Annotated in this window: 16 protein-coding genes; 6 read left to right on the forward strand and 10 right to left on the reverse strand. The window is 72.5% G+C overall.

Annotated elements, in window-relative coordinates:
- Positions 1-48 precede the first annotated feature (48 nt).
- Positions 49-531 carry a bacterioferritin gene (gene bfr / locus ABD191_RS06880; protein WP_344078072.1) on the forward strand — a complete coding sequence of 161 codons (483 nt, stop codon included), beginning with the start codon at positions 49-51 and terminating at the stop codon, positions 529-531.
- Here the strand turns inward: bfr and ABD191_RS06885 are convergent.
- Entirely contained in the window at positions 506-1627 is a 1122-nt protein-coding gene (locus ABD191_RS06885; RefSeq protein WP_344078074.1) for a serine hydrolase domain-containing protein, read from the reverse strand. The genes bfr and ABD191_RS06885 overlap by 26 nt on opposite strands.
- A gap of 70 nt (positions 1628-1697) precedes the next feature.
- Between ABD191_RS06885 and ABD191_RS06890 the strand changes: the two genes are divergently transcribed.
- On the forward strand, positions 1698-2729 hold the full coding sequence (locus ABD191_RS06890; protein WP_344078076.1) for a right-handed parallel beta-helix repeat-containing protein: 1032 nt from the start codon (positions 1698-1700) through the stop codon (positions 2727-2729).
- Positions 2730-2874: 145 nt separating this feature from the next.
- Here ABD191_RS06890 and ABD191_RS06895 read toward each other — a convergent pair whose 3' ends face one another.
- Genes ABD191_RS06895 through ABD191_RS06910 form a run of 4 tightly spaced genes read right to left on the reverse strand, consistent with a single transcriptional unit; the run spans position 2875 to position 6218 of the window.
- A complete protein-coding gene (locus ABD191_RS06895) occupies positions 2875-3894 on the reverse strand; it encodes a threonine aldolase family protein (RefSeq protein ID WP_344078078.1) in 1020 nt (339 codons plus the stop codon).
- The gene (locus ABD191_RS06900; RefSeq protein WP_344078080.1) at positions 3891-5294 is read right to left on the reverse strand and encodes a class II 3-deoxy-7-phosphoheptulonate synthase; all 1404 of its coding nucleotides are present in this window, start codon (positions 5292-5294) and stop codon (positions 3891-3893) included. The genes ABD191_RS06895 and ABD191_RS06900 overlap by 4 nt, the downstream gene beginning before the upstream one ends.
- 58 nt (positions 5295-5352) lie before the next feature.
- Entirely contained in the window at positions 5353-5781 is a 429-nt protein-coding gene (locus ABD191_RS06905) for a rhodanese-like domain-containing protein (protein WP_344078082.1), read from the reverse strand.
- Positions 5778-6218, reverse strand: coding sequence for a cysteine dioxygenase (locus ABD191_RS06910; protein ID WP_344078084.1), 441 nt, complete (start codon positions 6216-6218; stop codon positions 5778-5780). The genes ABD191_RS06905 and ABD191_RS06910 overlap by 4 nt, the downstream gene beginning before the upstream one ends.
- 498 nt (positions 6219-6716) lie before the next feature.
- Here ABD191_RS06910 and ABD191_RS06915 point away from each other — a divergent pair, with 498 nt between their 5' ends.
- On the forward strand, positions 6717-7067 hold the full coding sequence (locus ABD191_RS06915; RefSeq protein WP_344078086.1) for a hypothetical protein: 351 nt from the start codon (positions 6717-6719) through the stop codon (positions 7065-7067).
- Positions 7068-7249: 182 nt separating this feature from the next.
- Here the strand turns inward: ABD191_RS06915 and ABD191_RS06920 are convergent, their stop codons facing one another.
- The 4 genes from ABD191_RS06920 to ABD191_RS06935 all read right to left on the reverse strand — a co-directional run bounded on the left by ABD191_RS06920 (position 7250) and on the right by ABD191_RS06935 (position 10275).
- A complete protein-coding gene (locus ABD191_RS06920) occupies positions 7250-7630 on the reverse strand; it encodes a hypothetical protein (RefSeq protein WP_344078088.1) in 381 nt (126 codons plus the stop codon).
- A gap of 96 nt (positions 7631-7726) precedes the next feature.
- Positions 7727-8533, reverse strand: coding sequence for a pyrroline-5-carboxylate reductase (gene proC, locus ABD191_RS06925; RefSeq protein WP_344078090.1), 807 nt, complete (start codon positions 8531-8533; stop codon positions 7727-7729).
- A 64-nt stretch (positions 8534-8597) separates the two neighbouring features.
- Positions 8598-9626 carry a 6-phosphofructokinase gene (locus tag ABD191_RS06930; RefSeq protein WP_344078091.1) on the reverse strand — a complete coding sequence of 343 codons (1029 nt, stop codon included), beginning with the start codon at positions 9624-9626 and terminating at the stop codon, positions 8598-8600.
- Between the two features lie 154 nt (positions 9627-9780).
- Positions 9781-10275, reverse strand: coding sequence for a polyadenylate-specific 3'-exoribonuclease AS (locus ABD191_RS06935; RefSeq protein ID WP_344078092.1), 495 nt, complete (start codon positions 10273-10275; stop codon positions 9781-9783).
- Between the two features lie 38 nt (positions 10276-10313).
- Here ABD191_RS06935 and ABD191_RS06940 point away from each other — a divergent pair, with 38 nt between their 5' ends.
- The 3 genes from ABD191_RS06940 (at position 10314) to ABD191_RS06950 (ending at position 15490) form a co-directional block, all read left to right on the forward strand.
- Positions 10314-11144, forward strand: a complete 831-nt coding sequence (locus tag ABD191_RS06940; RefSeq protein ID WP_344078094.1) for a DUF1028 domain-containing protein — start codon at positions 10314-10316, stop codon at positions 11142-11144.
- A gap of 288 nt (positions 11145-11432) precedes the next feature.
- Positions 11433-12077: a Crp/Fnr family transcriptional regulator gene (locus tag ABD191_RS06945; RefSeq protein WP_425560676.1), complete on the forward strand. Its 645-nt coding sequence runs from the start codon at positions 11433-11435 to the stop codon at positions 12075-12077.
- 8 nt (positions 12078-12085) lie between these two features.
- A complete protein-coding gene (locus tag ABD191_RS06950) occupies positions 12086-15490 on the forward strand; it encodes an ATP-binding protein (RefSeq protein WP_344078097.1) in 3405 nt (1134 codons plus the stop codon).
- Here the strand turns inward: ABD191_RS06950 and ABD191_RS06955 are convergent.
- Positions 15471-16148 (reverse strand): lysophospholipid acyltransferase family protein, encoded by a 678-nt coding sequence (locus tag ABD191_RS06955; protein ID WP_344078099.1) that lies wholly within the window; start codon positions 16146-16148, stop codon positions 15471-15473. The genes ABD191_RS06950 and ABD191_RS06955 overlap by 20 nt on opposite strands.
- Positions 16149-16240 lie beyond the last annotated feature (92 nt).

Consider the following 16240-nt stretch of genomic DNA (forward strand, 5'->3'; position numbering starts at 1 on the left):
AATCGGGCATAAGCTGATCCCCGCTTTGGTACAGAGGGGGTCAGCGCCATGCAGGGCGACGCGCGTGTCATCGAGTTCCTGAACGAGCAGCTCACCGCGGAACTCACCGCGATCAACCAGTACTTCCTGCACGCCAAGATGCAGGAGAACCTCGGCTACACGACGCTGGCCGCCTACACCCGGCACGAGTCCATCGACGAGATGCGCCACGCCGAGATCCTCACCGACCGGATCCTGTTCCTCGACGGCCTGCCGAACTATCAGAAGCTGTTCGCGCTGCGCATCGGCGAGACCGTCAAGGAGATGTTCGAGTGCGACATGAAGATCGAGGTCGAGGCCGTCGACCGGCTGCGCCGGGGCATCGAGTACATGCGCTCCATCGGCGACGTGACGTCCGCGAACATCTTCGAGTCCATCCTGGCCGACGAGGAGACCCACGTGGACTACCTGGAGACCCAGCTCGGCCTCATCGAGAGCCTCGGCGAGAAGCTCTACCTCCAGAACGTCACCAAGCACCCCGACGCCGACTGACGCTGTCCTGGATGAGGGCCCGCAGGTCCTCCATCGGGTCGTCGTCCGCGTCGAAGGCCAACCGGTTCCTGGTCGCCGCGACCGACAGCCCCAGCTCCGGGAAGCCGTAGGCGAGGCTGCCGCCGCTGCCGGACGCCCCGAACCATGCCCCGCCCCCGTCGATCGCGTAGCCCAGCCCCATCGACACGGGCTGCCCGAACACCCAGTCCGGCCCGCTCGTGGCCGGGGCCGTCGCCGCGCGCAGCCGCGCCGGCGATATGAGCCGGACCCCGCCGACCCGCCCCACCAGCGCGGCGAACAATCGCGCCGCCGCCCGCGCGGTCATGGTGCCGACGGCCGGCACGTCCGCGCGCAGCACGTCGCGCCGGTTGCCGATCGTCGCGTCGGGCCGCACGCCCGGCGGCGCCACCCGGTCGAGGTTCGGCAGGTGCCCGGCGAGCGTCTCAAAAGCCGCCGACCAGTTCCGGTCGTCCAGGTGCGCGAGCCGGTCCAGCTGATCGTCGGGAACCCCGAAGAACAATTCACCGGGTACGCCCAGGGGCGCCGCGATCTCGGTCGCCAGCACCTCGGACACGGTACGCCCGGTGGCCCGCCGCACGGTCTCCCCGACGAGCCACCCGAACGTCCACGCGTGGTAGCCGTGGGCCGTCCCCGGCGGCCACTCCGGCCGCGCGTCCGCGATGAGCGCGCACATCCGGTCCCAGTCGGCGAAGTCCTCGGCCCGGATGTCGGCGGGCAGCGCCGGGACTCCCGCCGCGTGGGTGAGCGCGTGCCGCAGCGTGGTGGCGTCCTTGCCGTGCCGCGCGTACTCGGGCCAGACGTCGGCGATCCGCAGGTCGTAGTCCAGGTGCCCGCGTTCGGCGAGCACGTGCACGACGGTCGCGGTGAGGCCCTTGCCCGTGGAGAGGCTGAAGATGGGGGTATCGGCGGTCATGGGCCGCCCGGTGCGGGCGTCGGCCACCCCGGCCACCACATCGATGATCGGCTCGCCGTCGAGGTAGGCCGCCACCTGCACGCCGGCCTCGTCGCCCGAGGCGACCAGCCCGTCGACCCTGGTCCGCACGGTCGCCGCGAGTTCGTCCCATTGCCCGGTCACGATGTCCCAGCCTGCCACACCGCGCACGCGGGCACGCCCGCCTTTCCGGGTCGGCGCTATGCTGCCGCGCATGTCCACATGGGTCAGTCGGCCAGCGGTCCTCGCGGCCATCGGCGCGACCATCGCGGCGGCCGCGGCGGTCGTGATCGTGACGGCCAACGGTTCGGCCCACCCGCCCACCGCGACGGACGGCGCGACCGCGCCGACCGTCGGCCTGCCGGTCGTCAACGGCTCCGCCGGCGCGAGCGCCGGTGCTTCGCCGTCGGCCACCCCGTCGGCCTCACCGTCGGCGAAGCCCACCCCGACGGTCGCGAAGACCACCCGGCCCGCGACGTCCCGGCGCACCGGCGTCGGCGTGCCGGCGGGCCTCACGCTCAAGCGCCACAACGGCAACCTCGCCATCACCAAGGACGGCACGGTCGTCGACGGCCTGGACATCTACGGCTTCGTGAGCGTGCGGGCCAGCAACGTGACGATCCGCAACTCCCGGGTGCGCGGCACCGACCCGGGTACGACCAACAGCGCGCTCATCTCCGCGTACGGCGACCACCGCAACCTGCTCATCGAGGACACGACCCTGCGCGCGGACCACCCGTCGCCATACCTGAACGGCCTGCAGGGCCGCAACTTCACCGCCCGCCGGCTCGACATCTCCCAGGTGGTCGACACCGCGATGATCTTCGGCGACAACGCCACCATCGAGGACTCCTGGCTGCACGGCAACACGCACTTCGACCCGGACCCCAACCAGCCCGACGGCAAGAGCCACGACGACAACATCCAGATCGAGGGCGGCACGAACATCCTCATCCGCAACAACACCATCGAAGGGTCGTTCAACGCGGCGATCATGGTGACGCAGAACTACGCGCGCTCGTCCAACATCCGGATTTCGGGCAACCGCATCTCCGGCGGCGGGTGCTCGATCAACCTGTCGGAGAAGGGCAAGGGCCCGATCACCGGCATGACGATCGAGAACAACGTCTTCGGCCCGTCCCGCGTGGACAACTGCGCCGTCATCGCCCCGCCCACGTCGACCCCGACCATGCGCGCGAACACCTACCGCGACGGTACGACCGTGAAGGTCCGCAAGGGCATCTAGTCGAGGCGCGTGGTGCCGGGACCGCGTTGCATCATGAGTTCCACAGCGATTCCACAAAATGTCCACACAACGTCCATGCGACCACGAGGGAGCAGCGCTACCACCACCTCGGACATGGGCCCGGATCAACCCGCGGAGTAGACCATCAGGCGAGCAGGCGCGGGAGCACCTCGGCGGCCCGGTCGACCGCGGCGTCGTCGACGTCGAGGTGGGTGAGCAGCCGGGCGGTGCGCGGCCCCAGCACGGACACCAGGATGCCCTCGGCCCGGGCCGCCGCGCCGAACGCCGGGGCGTCCAACGGAGCGCGGCTCAGGTCCAGCGGAATGATGTTGGTGACCACCCGGGCCGCGTCGACGACGCCGGTCGGGGCCAGCGCCTCCGCCAGCCGCCGGGCGCGCGCGTGGTCGTCGGCGAGCCGGGCGATGTGGTTGTCCAGGGCGTAGCGGCCGGCCGCCGCCAGGACGCCGACCTGGCGCATGCCGCCGCCCATCCGCTTGCGCAGCACGCGGGCCCGGGCGATGTTGTCGGCGGTGGAGAGCACCAGGGAACCGATCGGGGCGCCCAGGCCCTTCGACAGGCACACGGACACGGTGTCGAACAGCCGCCCGTACTCCGTGAAGGGGACGCCCGTGGCGACGTGCGCGTGCCAGATCCGGGCCCCGTCGCAGTGCAGGCCGACGCCGGCGTCGTCCGCGACGCCGCGCAGCCGCTTGAGGACCTCGAGGTCGATGATGGCGCCGCCGCCCCGGTTGTGGGTCTGCTCGACGGCGATGGCCCGGGTGGGCACCGCGTGGAAGCCGGCGGGGCGCACCATGGCGGCCACGGCGTCCGGGTCGATGTCCGCGCCGACGGGCGACCAGGTGCGCGTCGAGATGCCGCCGATCGCGGCGGCGGCGCCGATCTCGTACGTGACGACGTGCGCGTCGGCGTCGCAGAGCAGCTCCTCGCCCGGCGGTACGAGCAGTTGCAGGGCGATCTGGTTGGCCATCGAGCCCGTCGGGCAGAACAGGGCGGCCTCGTGGCCGAACAGCTCCGCGACGCGGCCCTGTAGGGCGTTGACCGTGGGGTCCTCGGCGTAGACGTCGTCGCCGACCTCGGCCGCGGCCATGGCCGCGCGCATGCCCTCGGTGGGACGGGTGACCGTGTCACTGCGGAGATCGATCATCCCCGGAGCATCTCCGCCACGAGGAACGCGAGTTCCAGCGACTGCTGGGTGTTGAGCCGCGGGTCGCAGGCGGTCTCGTAGCGGCCGGCCAGGTCGGCTTCCTCGATCGCCTGGGCGCCGCCGAGGCACTCGGTGACGTCCTCGCCGGTCAGCTCGACATGCAGGCCGCCCGGGTGGGTACCGAGCTGGCGGTGCACCTCGAAGTAGCCGAGCACCTCGTCGACGATGCGGTCGAAGTGGCGGGTCTTGTACCCGTTCGACGACTCGTGCGTGTTGCCGTGCATCGGGTCGCACTGCCACACGACCTTGGCGCCGGCCGCGGTGACCTTCTCCACGATGGTGGGCAGCACGTCGCGGACCTTGAGGTTGCCCATCCGGGAGATCAACGTCAGGCGACCCGGCACGTTGTCGGGATTGAGCTTCTCGCACAGCTCGATGGCGGTCTCCGGGGCGGTGCCCGGGCCGAGCTTCACGCCGATCGGGTTGGCGACGCGGGAGATGAAGTCGATGTGCGCGCCGTCGAGCTGCTTGGTGCGCTCGCCGACCCAGAGGAAGTGCCCGGACAGCCCGTACGCCCGGTCGCCGGCGACGCGGGTGAGCGCCCGGTCGTACTCCAGGGCCAGCGCCTCGTGGGAGCAGTAGAGGGTGACCGTACGCAGGGCTTCGTCGTCGGTGAGGCCGCAGGCGCGGATGAAGGCCAGCGCCCGGTCGATCTCGCGGGCGATCGCCTCGTAGCGCTCGCCGAACTTGGAGGTGCGCACGAAGTCACGGTTCCAGTCGTGCACGGCGTGCAGGTCGGCCATGCCGCCGCCGAGGTACGCCCGGAGCATGTTCATCGCCGCCGCCGAGTTCGCGTACGCCCTGATCATGCGCTGCGGGTCGGCGATGCGCGCCTCGGGCGTCGCCTCCAGCGAATTGATCATGTCGCCCCGGTAGGCCGGCAGGCCGAGGGAGTCCGTGGCCTGCGAGCGCGGCTTCGTGAACTGGCCCGCGACCCGGGCCACCTTCACCACGGGCAGGCTCGCGCCGTAGGTGAGCACCACGGCCATCTGCAGCAGCGTGCGCGCGTTGGCGAGCAGGTGGCTCTCGGTGTTGTCGGCGAACGTCTCGGCGCAGTCGCCGCCCTGCAGCAGGAACGCCCGGCCCTCGCACACCTCGGCCAGGCGCTCGCGCAGCTGGTCGACCTCGTACGGCGCGACGACCGACGGGACGGTGTTCAGCACGCCGCAGACCTCGTCCACGACCGACTGGTCCGGCCACGGCGGGGTCTGCGCGCGCGGCAGGCTCCGCCACGCGTCCAGGCCGAGGCGGTCGGCCTCGGCCGCGTCCACGGTCGGCCGGCCGATCTCGACGACCTGCCCGCCGGCCGGGTTCCGGAACTGGTGCCACTCACGGCTCATGTCGAACACATTACGTGCCAGGGTGGTCGGCGGATCAGTCGCGGGCGCCGGTCTCGGCCTATGGAATGACCTCGCCGCCGGGTCGTGTGGGCAGGCCGGCGGCCTGCCACGCGACGTACCCGCCGGCCAGGTCCGTGGCCCGGTGCAGGCCCAGATCCCGCAGCGAGGCGGCCGCCAGCGAGGACGTGTACCCCTCCTGGCACAGCACCACGACCCGCAGGTCGAAGGAGGCGATCGGCAGCCGGGCGTCGCTGCGCGGGTCGAAGCGCCACTCCAGCACGTTGCGCTCGATGATCAGCGAGCCGGGGATCTCCCCGTGCGCGCGCCGCTGCGCCGCCGGCCGGATGTCGACCAGCACGGCCCCGTCCGCGGCCGCCGCGGCGGCCTCCGCCGGGCCGATCCGGTCCAGCCGGGACCGCGCGTCCGCCAGGATCTCGTCGATGGACCGCCCGCGTGGGGCCACTGAGCTGACCGTCCGCTCGCTCACCAGTCCACCCCCGCCTGGGCCATCGACTCCACCAGCAGTTCGCCGCCGGCCAGACGGTAGCGGGTCATCGCCGTGAGCGCCGGGGCGTAGACGTGCACGCTGACCGCCGGCACCGTGCCCCGGTTGGCCACCCGGTGCACGTGGTGCGCGCCGAACTCCCGCACGGTCCCCGCGCTCATCGGCGTGTCCGCGAGGGCGCCGCGGCTCACGAGCGACTCGGTGAGCACGCCGGTGACGACGAGGAAGGCTCCCGCCGAGCCGCCGTGGTCGTGCAGGTCGGTCTCCTGGCCGGGCAGCCAGGTCAGCACCCACGCCTCGTGGTCCGGGCCGGCGCCCAGCCGGGCGTACCACCGGCGCCCGGCGTCGAAGCGGAGGTCGAGCGGCCCGGCCGCGTACCGGCGGGCGAGGTCAGCAAGGCGCGTACGAGTTGTGATCATGGCGGGAAGGTCTCCGGTCTCCGTCGGTAGGTGTTTTCGGTAATACCTATCTGTTGGATAGGCCTTTTGGATACTTACCGATCACCCACGACAGAGCGCGCTCGCATGCCGACCGAGGTCGACATCAAGACGAGCAGTCAAAAAACGGACCAACCACCGCACGCGACGATCTTCTCCGGCCACTTATGGCCACGTCAACGCGCTGTCCAAATAATGAGATCCTACGATCAGGGCGCCAAGAGTACGAGCGCGGCCGACCCCAGCAGCACCATGGCGAGGATCGTCAGGAGCAGCCCACCGCTGCCGTCGAAGCTCGAAGTCCGCGCGGTTTCCTGGGGGGTGGTCATGGCGGCCTCCTCGGCGTCGTCTCTTCCACGGTAAGAGGTCCCTGACCTGCCGCGAACCATTTTCACCCGGATTCGTGGCAGCTCATGCCTTCGTGGGAACACGTTCACCCGGGCGGGCGTTCCGCAAACCCGGGTGCGTCGTTGATCACCCGTGGACGTGCCCGACCTCACCGAGTACCGGCTGCACCGCGTGGCCGAGCAGGCGTGCGTCGACGGCGTACCCATGGCCGGCCTGTCGGCCGCCTTCTACCGCCGCACGGCACCCGAGGGCGAGCGCAGCGTCGGCGTCTACCGGTTCGCGGGCGCCGAGGTCCTGCAAGCCTGGGGGTACGTCAATGAGCCCCACTGCCGGGCCCACCGCGTCCGGCAACCCGACGGTAAGTGGGGCGAGGCGCTGCCCGGCTGCCCGAGAGTCCGCGCCGCGACACCGGCGGACCCTCCCGCGCTGCGCGCCGCGTCCGGCACCTGGCTCCCCCTGGCCCCGGCGCCCCACGCCCGCTGACCCACCGCCGCCAACCGACTTTATGGATCTTGGCATGCTTCGCCGGTCATGGCCGGCTTTCGATGCCAAGATCCGGTGCCCTGAGTCAACGCCGCCGACCGCCTCTGCGGCGGCCGGCGGCCATCTTCCCCCAACGGTCGCGCCTTCCCCGGCCCCTTGCGGACCACGCGACCGAGCCTTTGCTAGCCCGGGTCGGTCACGCGGGCGGCGGCCGGCGCGGGCGCGGCGGGCGTCCGGCGCACGTACACGAGAGACCCGGCGGTCACCAGGAGCGCCGCGACGAGCGCGACCGCGTGCAGGGTCGGGTCGACCAGCGGGACGAACCCGACCAGGCCCACGGGCAGCTGGATCACGGCGATCAACGCGACGAGCAGGCCCCGGTTGCGGCGGCCGCCCCACAGGTAGGCGGTCCAGACCGGGGCGCTGACGACGGTCAGGGTGAGCACATCGAGGAGCATGTGCAGCGGCACGTTGTGCACCCTGTTGTGCGCGAACGCCGAGGCCGGCGACGCGACCAGCAGCACCGCGAACACCACGCCGAACGCCACCGCGAGTCGCCTCATGTCCCGCCTCCGTCAGCGAGTCGTTACCCGTCGTAATGACGGTACGACGGAGGGTTCAGCGGGCGGAAGATGTGAGCGCGTGAATGAAAGAAATGCTCACGTGCTCTGGTCGGCGATCTCCCGGGCGCGGTCGCGGGCGGCCTCCAGGGCGGCGAGCAGCGCGGCGCGTACCCCATGGTTCTCCAGCTCGCGGATCGCGGAGATCGTGGTCCCCGCGGGGGAGGTCACGGCCTCGCGGAGCTTGACGGGATGCTCGCCGGAGTCGCGCAGCATGACCGCCGACCCGATGGCGGTCTGCACGATGAGGTCGTGCGCCACCTGGCGGGGCAGGCCGAGCAGGATACCCGCGTCGGTCATCGCCTCGACGAGGAAGAAGAAGTACGCGGGGCCGGAGCCGGACAGGGCCGTGACGGCGTCCTGCTGCGACTCGGGCAGCCGGATGGTGCGGCCGAGCGGGGCGAACATCTCCTCGGCGATGGCCAGGTGCTCCCCCGTGGCGTGCGGGCCGGCGGAGATCGCCGTCATGGCCTGCTCCACGACGGCGGGGGTGTTGGTCATGACCCGCACGACCGGAGTGCCCGTGGGGAGGAACTTCTCGAAGAAGCTGATGGGCAGGCCGGCGCAGAGGGTGACGACGAGCTTGCCGGTCGGCATGATCGGGCCGATCTCGGCCATGAGGATGCCGGCGTCCTGCGGCTTCACCGAGATGAGGATGACGTCCGCCGCCTCGACCGCCGCGGCGTTGCTCAGCATGCGGATGCCGTAGCGCGCGGTCAGCTCGTCGGCGCGCTCCTGCCAGCGCTCGGTGGCCACCAGCCGGTCGACCGGCCAGCCGCTGCGCAGCAGCCCGCTGATGACCGCCTCACCGATCTTGCCGGCCCCCATGACGGCGATGGTGTGCATGACGCCCCCCTCAGGAGATCCTGGAGCCGGCCGGCACCGCCGACCGGCCCCAGGATCGCGCGGATCAGCTGCCGAAGAAGGTCTCGACCTCGGTGTAGCGCTCGACCGGGACGGTCTTGAGCTCCCGGGTGCCCTCGATCAGCGGGACGCGGACGATGTCGGTGCCGCGCAGCGCCATCATCTTGCCGAAGTCGCCCTCGTGGATGGCGTCGATCGCCTGCAGGCCGAAGCGGGTGGCGAGCACCCGGTCCGCCGCCGTGGGGGTGCCGCCGCGCTGGATGTGGCCGAGCACGACCGTGCGGGCCTCCTTGCCGGTCTTGGCCTCCAGCTGCTCGGCGAGCCACTGGCCGATGCCGCCGAGGCGGACGTGACCGAAGGCGTCGAGCTCCTGGTTGTGCAGGACCATCTGGCCGTCGAGCGGCTGCGCGCCCTCGGCGACGACCACGATGGGGGCGTACTGGTGCTGGAAGCGCTTCTCGACGTAGGCGGCGACCTGCTCGACGTCGAACTGCTTCTCCGGCAGCAGGATCACGTTGGCGCCACCGGCGATGCCGGCGTGCAGGGCGATCCAGCCGGCGTGGCGGCCCATGACCTCGACCACGAGGGTGCGGTGGTGGGACTCGGCCGTGGTGTGCAGCCGGTCGATGGCCTCCATCGCGATGTTCACGGCGGTGTCGAAGCCGAAGGTGTAGTCGGTCGCGCCGAGGTCGTTGTCGATCGTCTTCGGCACGCCGACGACCTTGACGCCCAGCTCGTCGAGCTTCGTGGCGACGCCGAGGGTGTCCTCGCCGCCGATGGCCACGAGGGCGTCCACGCCCAGCTCGGTGAGGTTGTTCTTGATCTTCTCGACGCCACCCTCGATCTTGAAGGGGTTCGTCCGGGAGGAACCGAGGATCGTGCCGCCACGCGGCAGGATGCCACGGACCTCCTTGATGCCGAGGGTCATCGTGTTGCCCTCGAGGGGCCCGCGCCAGCCGTCGCGGAAGCCGACGAACTCGTGGCCGTAGGTGTCGACGCCCTTGCGAACCACCGCGCGGATCACCGCGTTCAGGCCGGGGCAGTCGCCGCCACCGGTCAGCACTCCGATACGCATGACTAGCTCGTCCTCCAAATTATTGGGTTCCCAGTACGTGCCCCTGGGCCCGAGTCGAGGAGACCGTCGGCACCGTTGCCAGCCCGGGGCGGGCCGCACCGCGCACTGTATCCGGTTCAGGTAACACATATGAAACCGGCACCCCGGGGCGGGGTCAGCCGGTCAGCACCCGCCACCGGGCCAGATTGTGGCGGGCGTCCACGAGCGCGTCGTGACGGGCCGCCGACGCGGCCGGCAGCGGGGGCCGGCCCCGGTCGTCCCAGAGCTGGCGCAGGTCCTTGGTGAACCGGGGGATCTCCCGCGGCAGGGCCGGCATGGCGCCCCAGAGCTGGGCCAGGGCCACGTGGTCGTACGCCGCGTACCAGGCCCACAGTTCGATCTTGTCGTGCGGACGGTCCCGGACCGGCTCCAGGAGGAACTCCTCCAGGTCGTCGCGGATGCGCGCCCGCGACCGCCAGGCCGGGTCGGCCGGCGAGGGCAGCTGGTCGAGCACGTGCCGACGTACCCAGGGGACCGCGTTGCGGTCGTCGAACTCGGTCGACACGGCGTAGTACTCACGCCCGTACTCGTCGACGACGCCGATCGACACCAGGTCGATGGTCCGGCCGTCCTCGATGAATTCGCAGTCGTAGAAGTAGCGGTAGGTCATCGGGCACCATTCTGCCCGGCCAGCTACCCTGTGCGGCCATGACCTTCTCGATCGTGGGGCGCTCGACCGACGGGCAGTCGCTCGGCGTGGCCGTGGCCAGCAGGTTCCTCGCCGTGGGCGCGGCCGTGCCGGCCGCCGAGGCGCAGATCGGGGCGGTTGCCACCCAGTCGTACGCGAACCTGGCGTATCGGCCGCAGGGACTGGCGTTGCTGCGTACCGGGGTGTCCGCGGCCGGGACCGTCGCGGGCCTGACGGCCGCCGACGAGGGCCGCGCCGCCCGGCAGCTCGGCGTGGTGGGCGCCGCGGGGGACGGGGCGACCTTCACCGGCGACGAGTGCCACCCGTGGGCCGGGGGCACGGCGGGCGACGGCTACGCGATCCAGGGCAACATCCTGACCGGCCCGGAGGTCGTCGCGGAGATGGAGCGGACGTGGCTCGCCTCGACCGACGAGGTCAAGCTGGCCCGCCGGCTGCTCGCCGCGCTCGCGGCCGGCGACCGGGCCGGTGGCGACCGGCGGGGCCGGCAGAGCGCCGCGCTGCTCGTCGTGGCGAAGGGCCAGGGGTACGGCGGGACGAGCGACGTCGTCGTGGATCTGCGCGTGGACGACCACCCGGACCCGGTCGCCGAGTTGGGCCGCCTGCTCGACCTGCACGCCCTCTACTTCGACAGGCCGGACCCGGCCACGCTGCTGCCGCTCGACGGCGCACTGGCCGACGAAGTACGCACAATCCTGGCCAAACTGGGCTATCCGGGCGAAATCGACATCGCACTCGCCGACTGGGCCGGCGTGGTGAACTTGGAGGAGCGGATGGTGCCCGGCGCCATCGACCCGCTCGTCCTCGACCACCTGCGCATTAACGCCGCGTAAGGGGTGCCGCAGGGTCACGACTCTGCGTCAGTGGGTGAACAGCGCGTACTCCGAATAGGCGAAGGTCATGGCAGCGTACTAACCTGTCGTGCCGAACCCTACGCTCACCGTTGTGGGTGGAGGGGTGTACAGAGCGCGACGCGCACGCGATGATCGGGGGGCTTGTCGCGGCGCCGCGACGACACAGGTTACGACCGTGTGTCACGCGATGTCGCGAGCCATATGGGGAGGAATGTGACCGTGGACGGCCGCCCGAGCGACGCCGGCGACGCGCTGACCGGCGTTGACATGTTCGCCGGGCTCGAGCCCGAGGCCCGCGCGCGGGTCTTGGCTGCCGCCGTGCCCCGCACCTACCGCAAGGGTCAGCTCCTGTTCGTCGAGGGCGACCCGGGCGAGTCCCTCATCGTGCTGCGCCGCGGCGCGGTCGCGGTCTTCCGCACCGCACCCACGGGCGAGCGCGCCGTGCTCACCGTCGTGCGCCCGCCGGACGTGCTCGGCGAGGTCTCGCTGCTCGACGGCGCGGCCCGCTCGGCGTCGGCCGAGGCGATCGAGGACTGCCAGGCGCTGGCCCTGTCCCGCCCGGCGTTCATCGAGCTCGTGCACGCCAGCCCGCGCCTGCTCGACGCCGTGATGCGCTCGCTCGGCGGGCTGATCCGGCGCCTGACCGAGCAGAACGCCGACCACGTCTTCCTCGACCTGCCGGGACGGGTGGCCAAGACCCTCGTGCGCCTCGCCGGCGACGCGCCCGCCCCCATGGTCACCATCGAACTCAACCAGAGCCAGCTCGCCGAGATGGCCGGCGGATCGCGGCAGAGTGTCAACCAGGCCATCGGCTCGTTCGCCAACCGAGGCTGGCTGCGCACCGAGGGGCGGCGCATCGTCGTCACCGATCTCGCCTCGCTACGGCGCAGGGCCGGCATGACGGAACGCTGACCCGCGCCATGCCCTCGGCGGCCTGCGCGAAATGCGGCCGGGCGGCAGGGCCGGAGGACCGGTTCTGCGGCTGGTGCGGCAGTGCCCTCCTGCTCGTCTGCGAACGCTGCGGCAAGGCCCACACCATCGACATCGCGTTCTGCACCGGCTGCGGCAGCCCGCTGCGCGAGGCCGGCGCGCCGCCGCCGGCCGCCGAGGAACGCCGCCGGGTGAGCGTGCTGTTCATCGACGCGGTCGGTTCGACAGCGCTGGCCGAGCACACCGACCCGGAGACCGTCCGGCGCATCCAGACCGCGTTCTTCGACACCGTCCGGCGTACCGTGCGCCAGTACGGCGGGGTGGTGGAGAAGTTCATCGGCGACGCCGCGATGGTGCTCTTCGGCGCGCCGGTGGCGACCGAGACCGACGCCGTGCGCTGCGTCCGGGCCGGCCTGCACCTGCAACGCGACCTGGCCGCGAGCGACGAGACCAACGCCTGGCAGTACCGGGTGGGCATCGCGACCGGCGACGCGCTCGTTGACGTGGCGGTCGCCCACGACGGCGGTCAGGCCATTGTGGCCGGTGACGTCGTCAACACGGCGGCCCGGCTGCAGGGCGAGGCCCCCGTCGGCGGCGTCCTCGTCTGCGGCGTCACCCACGCGGCGAGCCGCACGGACATCCGCTACTCCGCGCAGGAGGCCCGCACGCTGCGCGGTCGCTCCGCGCCGACCGAGGTGTGGGTGGCGCTGGGCCCCGTGCAGCAGCAGCTCGACCCGGCCACGGACACGACCGAGATGGTGGGCCGCGATCACGAGCTGAGCGTGCTCACCACCGCGCTGCACCACGTCGTCACCGAGCGCACGCCACGCATGGTGACCGTGCTGGGCCGCGCCGGCATCGGCAAGAGCCGGCTGGTACGCGAGCTCTACCGGCACGCCGACCAGTCCCCCGGCCGCACGATCTGCTGGCGCAAGGGCCGCTGTCCGCCGTTCGGCGAGAACGTCGGGTACGCCGCCCTGGCCGACATCGTCCGGGCGCAGGCCGGGATCCTCGACACCGACCCGCCCGAGGTGGCCCGGGGCCGGCTGGACGCCGCGCTGCGCGACCTCGTGGAGCCCGGCGAGTGCGACCGGCTCTCCGACGCGCTGCGCCCACTGCTGGGCCTGCCCGGCTCCCCCCTGTCCACGGAGGACGCTGAGTCGGCGTGGCGGCAGTTCCTGCTGGCCCTCGCCGCAGCCGGCCCCACGGTGCTCGTCTTCGAGGACGTGCACTGGGCCGACGAGCGCATGCTGCGCTTCATCGAGCTGCTCGGGGCGAGCGTGCGCGACGTGCCCCTGCTCATGATCTGCACCGCCCGGCCGGAGCTGCTCGACCGCGCCCCCGGCTGGTCGGGCGCCCTGCCCGGCATGATCTCGCTGTCGCTGACCCCGCTGCGCGACGAGTCGATCGCCCGCCTGTACAGCCAGATGCTGGGCGCCGCCGCGTTCCCGGCCGCCCTCCTGCGCCCCCTGGTCGAGCTGGCGGACGGGATGCCGCTCTACGCCCAGGAGTACGTGCGGATGCTCATCGAGCGGGGCACCCTGCGGCAGGCCGACTCCAGCTGGGTGATGGACACGGGCGCCGGGCTGCCCATGCCCGACAGCGTGCACGCGGTCATCGCCAACCGCATCGACCTCCTGGAACCGGCCGACCGCACGGCGCTGCAGGCCGCCGCCGTGGTGGGCACCCGGTTCTGGCCGGGCGCGGTGGCCGCCGCGCTGGGCGCGAGCGTCGACGGCGTCGAGCGGGCGCTGCGCGGGCTGGCCCAGCGCGACCTGGTGCGCGAGGAGCCGACCTCCCGGATGGCCGGCGAGGTGGAGTACCGCTTCCGCCACTCCCTCGTCGGCGAGGTCTGCTACGAGCGGCTGCCCCGCGCCGAGCGGGTCGCCCGGCACACCCGCACGGCCGACTGGCTCGACGCGCACGCGGACCCGCGCGGCACCGAACTGGCCGAGCTGGTGGCGCACCACCGGTACACGGCCTACCGCACCGCCGCCGAGCTGGGCCAGCCGACCGCCCCCTACGCGGTGTCCGCGCTGGCCGCACTGCGCCACGCCGCCCGCCGCGCGGTCACGGTGAACGCGTTCGACGCGGCCGCCGCGGACCTGGCCCGCGCGGAGCAGCTCGTCGACTCGGGTACGGCCGAGAGCGACCGGCTGTCCGTCGAGCTGCTGCGCACCGAACTGGCCTTCCACGCCGAGGAGGTGACCTTCGTCGACGGGCCCGGCCCGGAGCGGCTGCACGAGCTGGCCGACCGGCTCTACCGGGTGGGCGAACACACGGGCGCGGCGCGGGCGTGGACGCTGCTCGGCCAGGCCGCCTGGCTGAGCGGCGACCGGGCCGCCGCGCTGCGGCACCTGGACCGGGCCGTGGAACTGTTCGACGCGGCCCCCAACAGCCCGGAGAAGGCCCACGCGCTGGCCGAGGTGGCCCGGCTGCACATGCTCAACTACGAGCACGTGCCGGCACTGGCCGCCGCCGGCATGGCTCTGGAGATCGCCGACGAGCAGGGGCTCGTGGAGGTGCGCGCCAACGCCTCCATCACGATCGGCATGTGCCACTACCAGGCGGGCACCCAGGGTGGCCTGGCCCACCTCGTCGAGGCCATGGAGTTCTGCCGTACGCATCAGGTGCCGAGCCTGCGACGGGCCACCCGCAGTGTCGCGCTGGCCTGGTGGGAGGAGGGCGAGATCGACCGGGCGGCGCAGCTGCTCGGTCCGGTCGGCTCGCTCGGCGAGGCCGCGTGGCAGGCACTGTCCGCCGGCGACTGGCCGCGCTTCCTCGCGGCCACGGACGCGTACCTGCCGGATTCGCCGCTGGCGCGGGCCGAAATGGGCCGGGCGGCCCGGCTGGCGGCGGCGCGGGCGGCCGTGCTGGCCCTGCGCGGCGAGGCGCGGGCGGCCGACGACGCGGCCCAGGCGGTCGCCGTGGCGCGGGCCAGCCGCTCATGGCGGCGGGTGTGGCCCGCCCTGGCGCACGCCGCCCTGGCGTGGGGCGCTCTCGGGCACCGGACGGAGGCGCTCGACGCGCTGACGGAGCTGGCCGACGCGTGGCGGGGGCCGCGCGTGCTGGCCAGCCGGCAGTGGCTGCCCGCCGCCGCGCACGCGGCCACCCTGCTCGGCGCCCAGGGCGCGCAACTGGTGCGCGGGCTCATCCTGCAGGTGCCCCGGCACACCCCGTGGTCGCGGGCGGCGCTGGCCAGCCTGGCCGGCGCGCTGGCCAGCGACGGTCCCACGGCCGTGCGCCACCACCTCAACGCCGCCCGCCGCTACGGCGACCTGCGCAGCGTCACCGACCGGGCGCTCGCCCTGCGGGCGGCCGTGTCGGCCGGCGCCGACGGGGAAACCCGCACGGAGCTGGCGAGCTTCCGCGCGGTCAACGGGCTGCGGCCTTGACGGTCTGGGCGTACACGTCGACGTACTCACGGCCCGACAGGGTCATCAGCTCGTACATGATCTCGTCCGTGACGGCGCGCTCGACGAACCGGTCGCCCGCCGTGCCGGCGTACCGGGAGAAGTCCAGCGGCGTCCCGAAGCGGATGCGGGGACGGATCAGCCGCGGGATCTTGCGGCCGGGCGGCTGCAGTTCGTCGGCGTTGAGCATGGCGACCGGGACGACCGGGACGCCGGCCTCCAGGGCCAGCCGGGCCACTCCGGTCTTGCCCCGGTAGAGGCGGCCGTCGGGCGAGCGGGTGCCCTCCGGGTAGATGCCGAACAGGTGCCCCGCGCGCAGCACCCGCAGGCCCGTGTCCATGGCGGCCTGGGCGGCCTGGCCGCCGGAGCGGTCCACCGGGATGCAGCCGGCGCCGACGAAGAACATCCGGGTGAGGAACCCTTTGAGGCCCGTGCCCGTGAAGTACTCAGCCTTGGCGACAAATGTAACTTTCCGCCGGATGACCAGCGGCATGAAGATCGAGTCCACGAACGCCAGGTGGTTGCTCGCGATGATCGCCGCACCGGTCCGCGGAACGTTCTCCCGTCCCTCGACGTGCGGCCGGAACAGCAGCCACAGCCAGGGGCCGAGAAAGATGTACTTCAGCAACCAGTACACCATCGCCGACGCGTCCCTTCACAGCGGTCCCCCGAGCCTAGGGACCCCGCGGCCGGGGCGCCACCCGTACGGCCCGCTCACGGCCGGTCAATCCG

This window comes from Luedemannella helvata (assembly GCF_039528415.1).
GTDB lineage: Bacteria > Actinomycetota > Actinomycetes > Mycobacteriales > Micromonosporaceae > Luedemannella > Luedemannella helvata.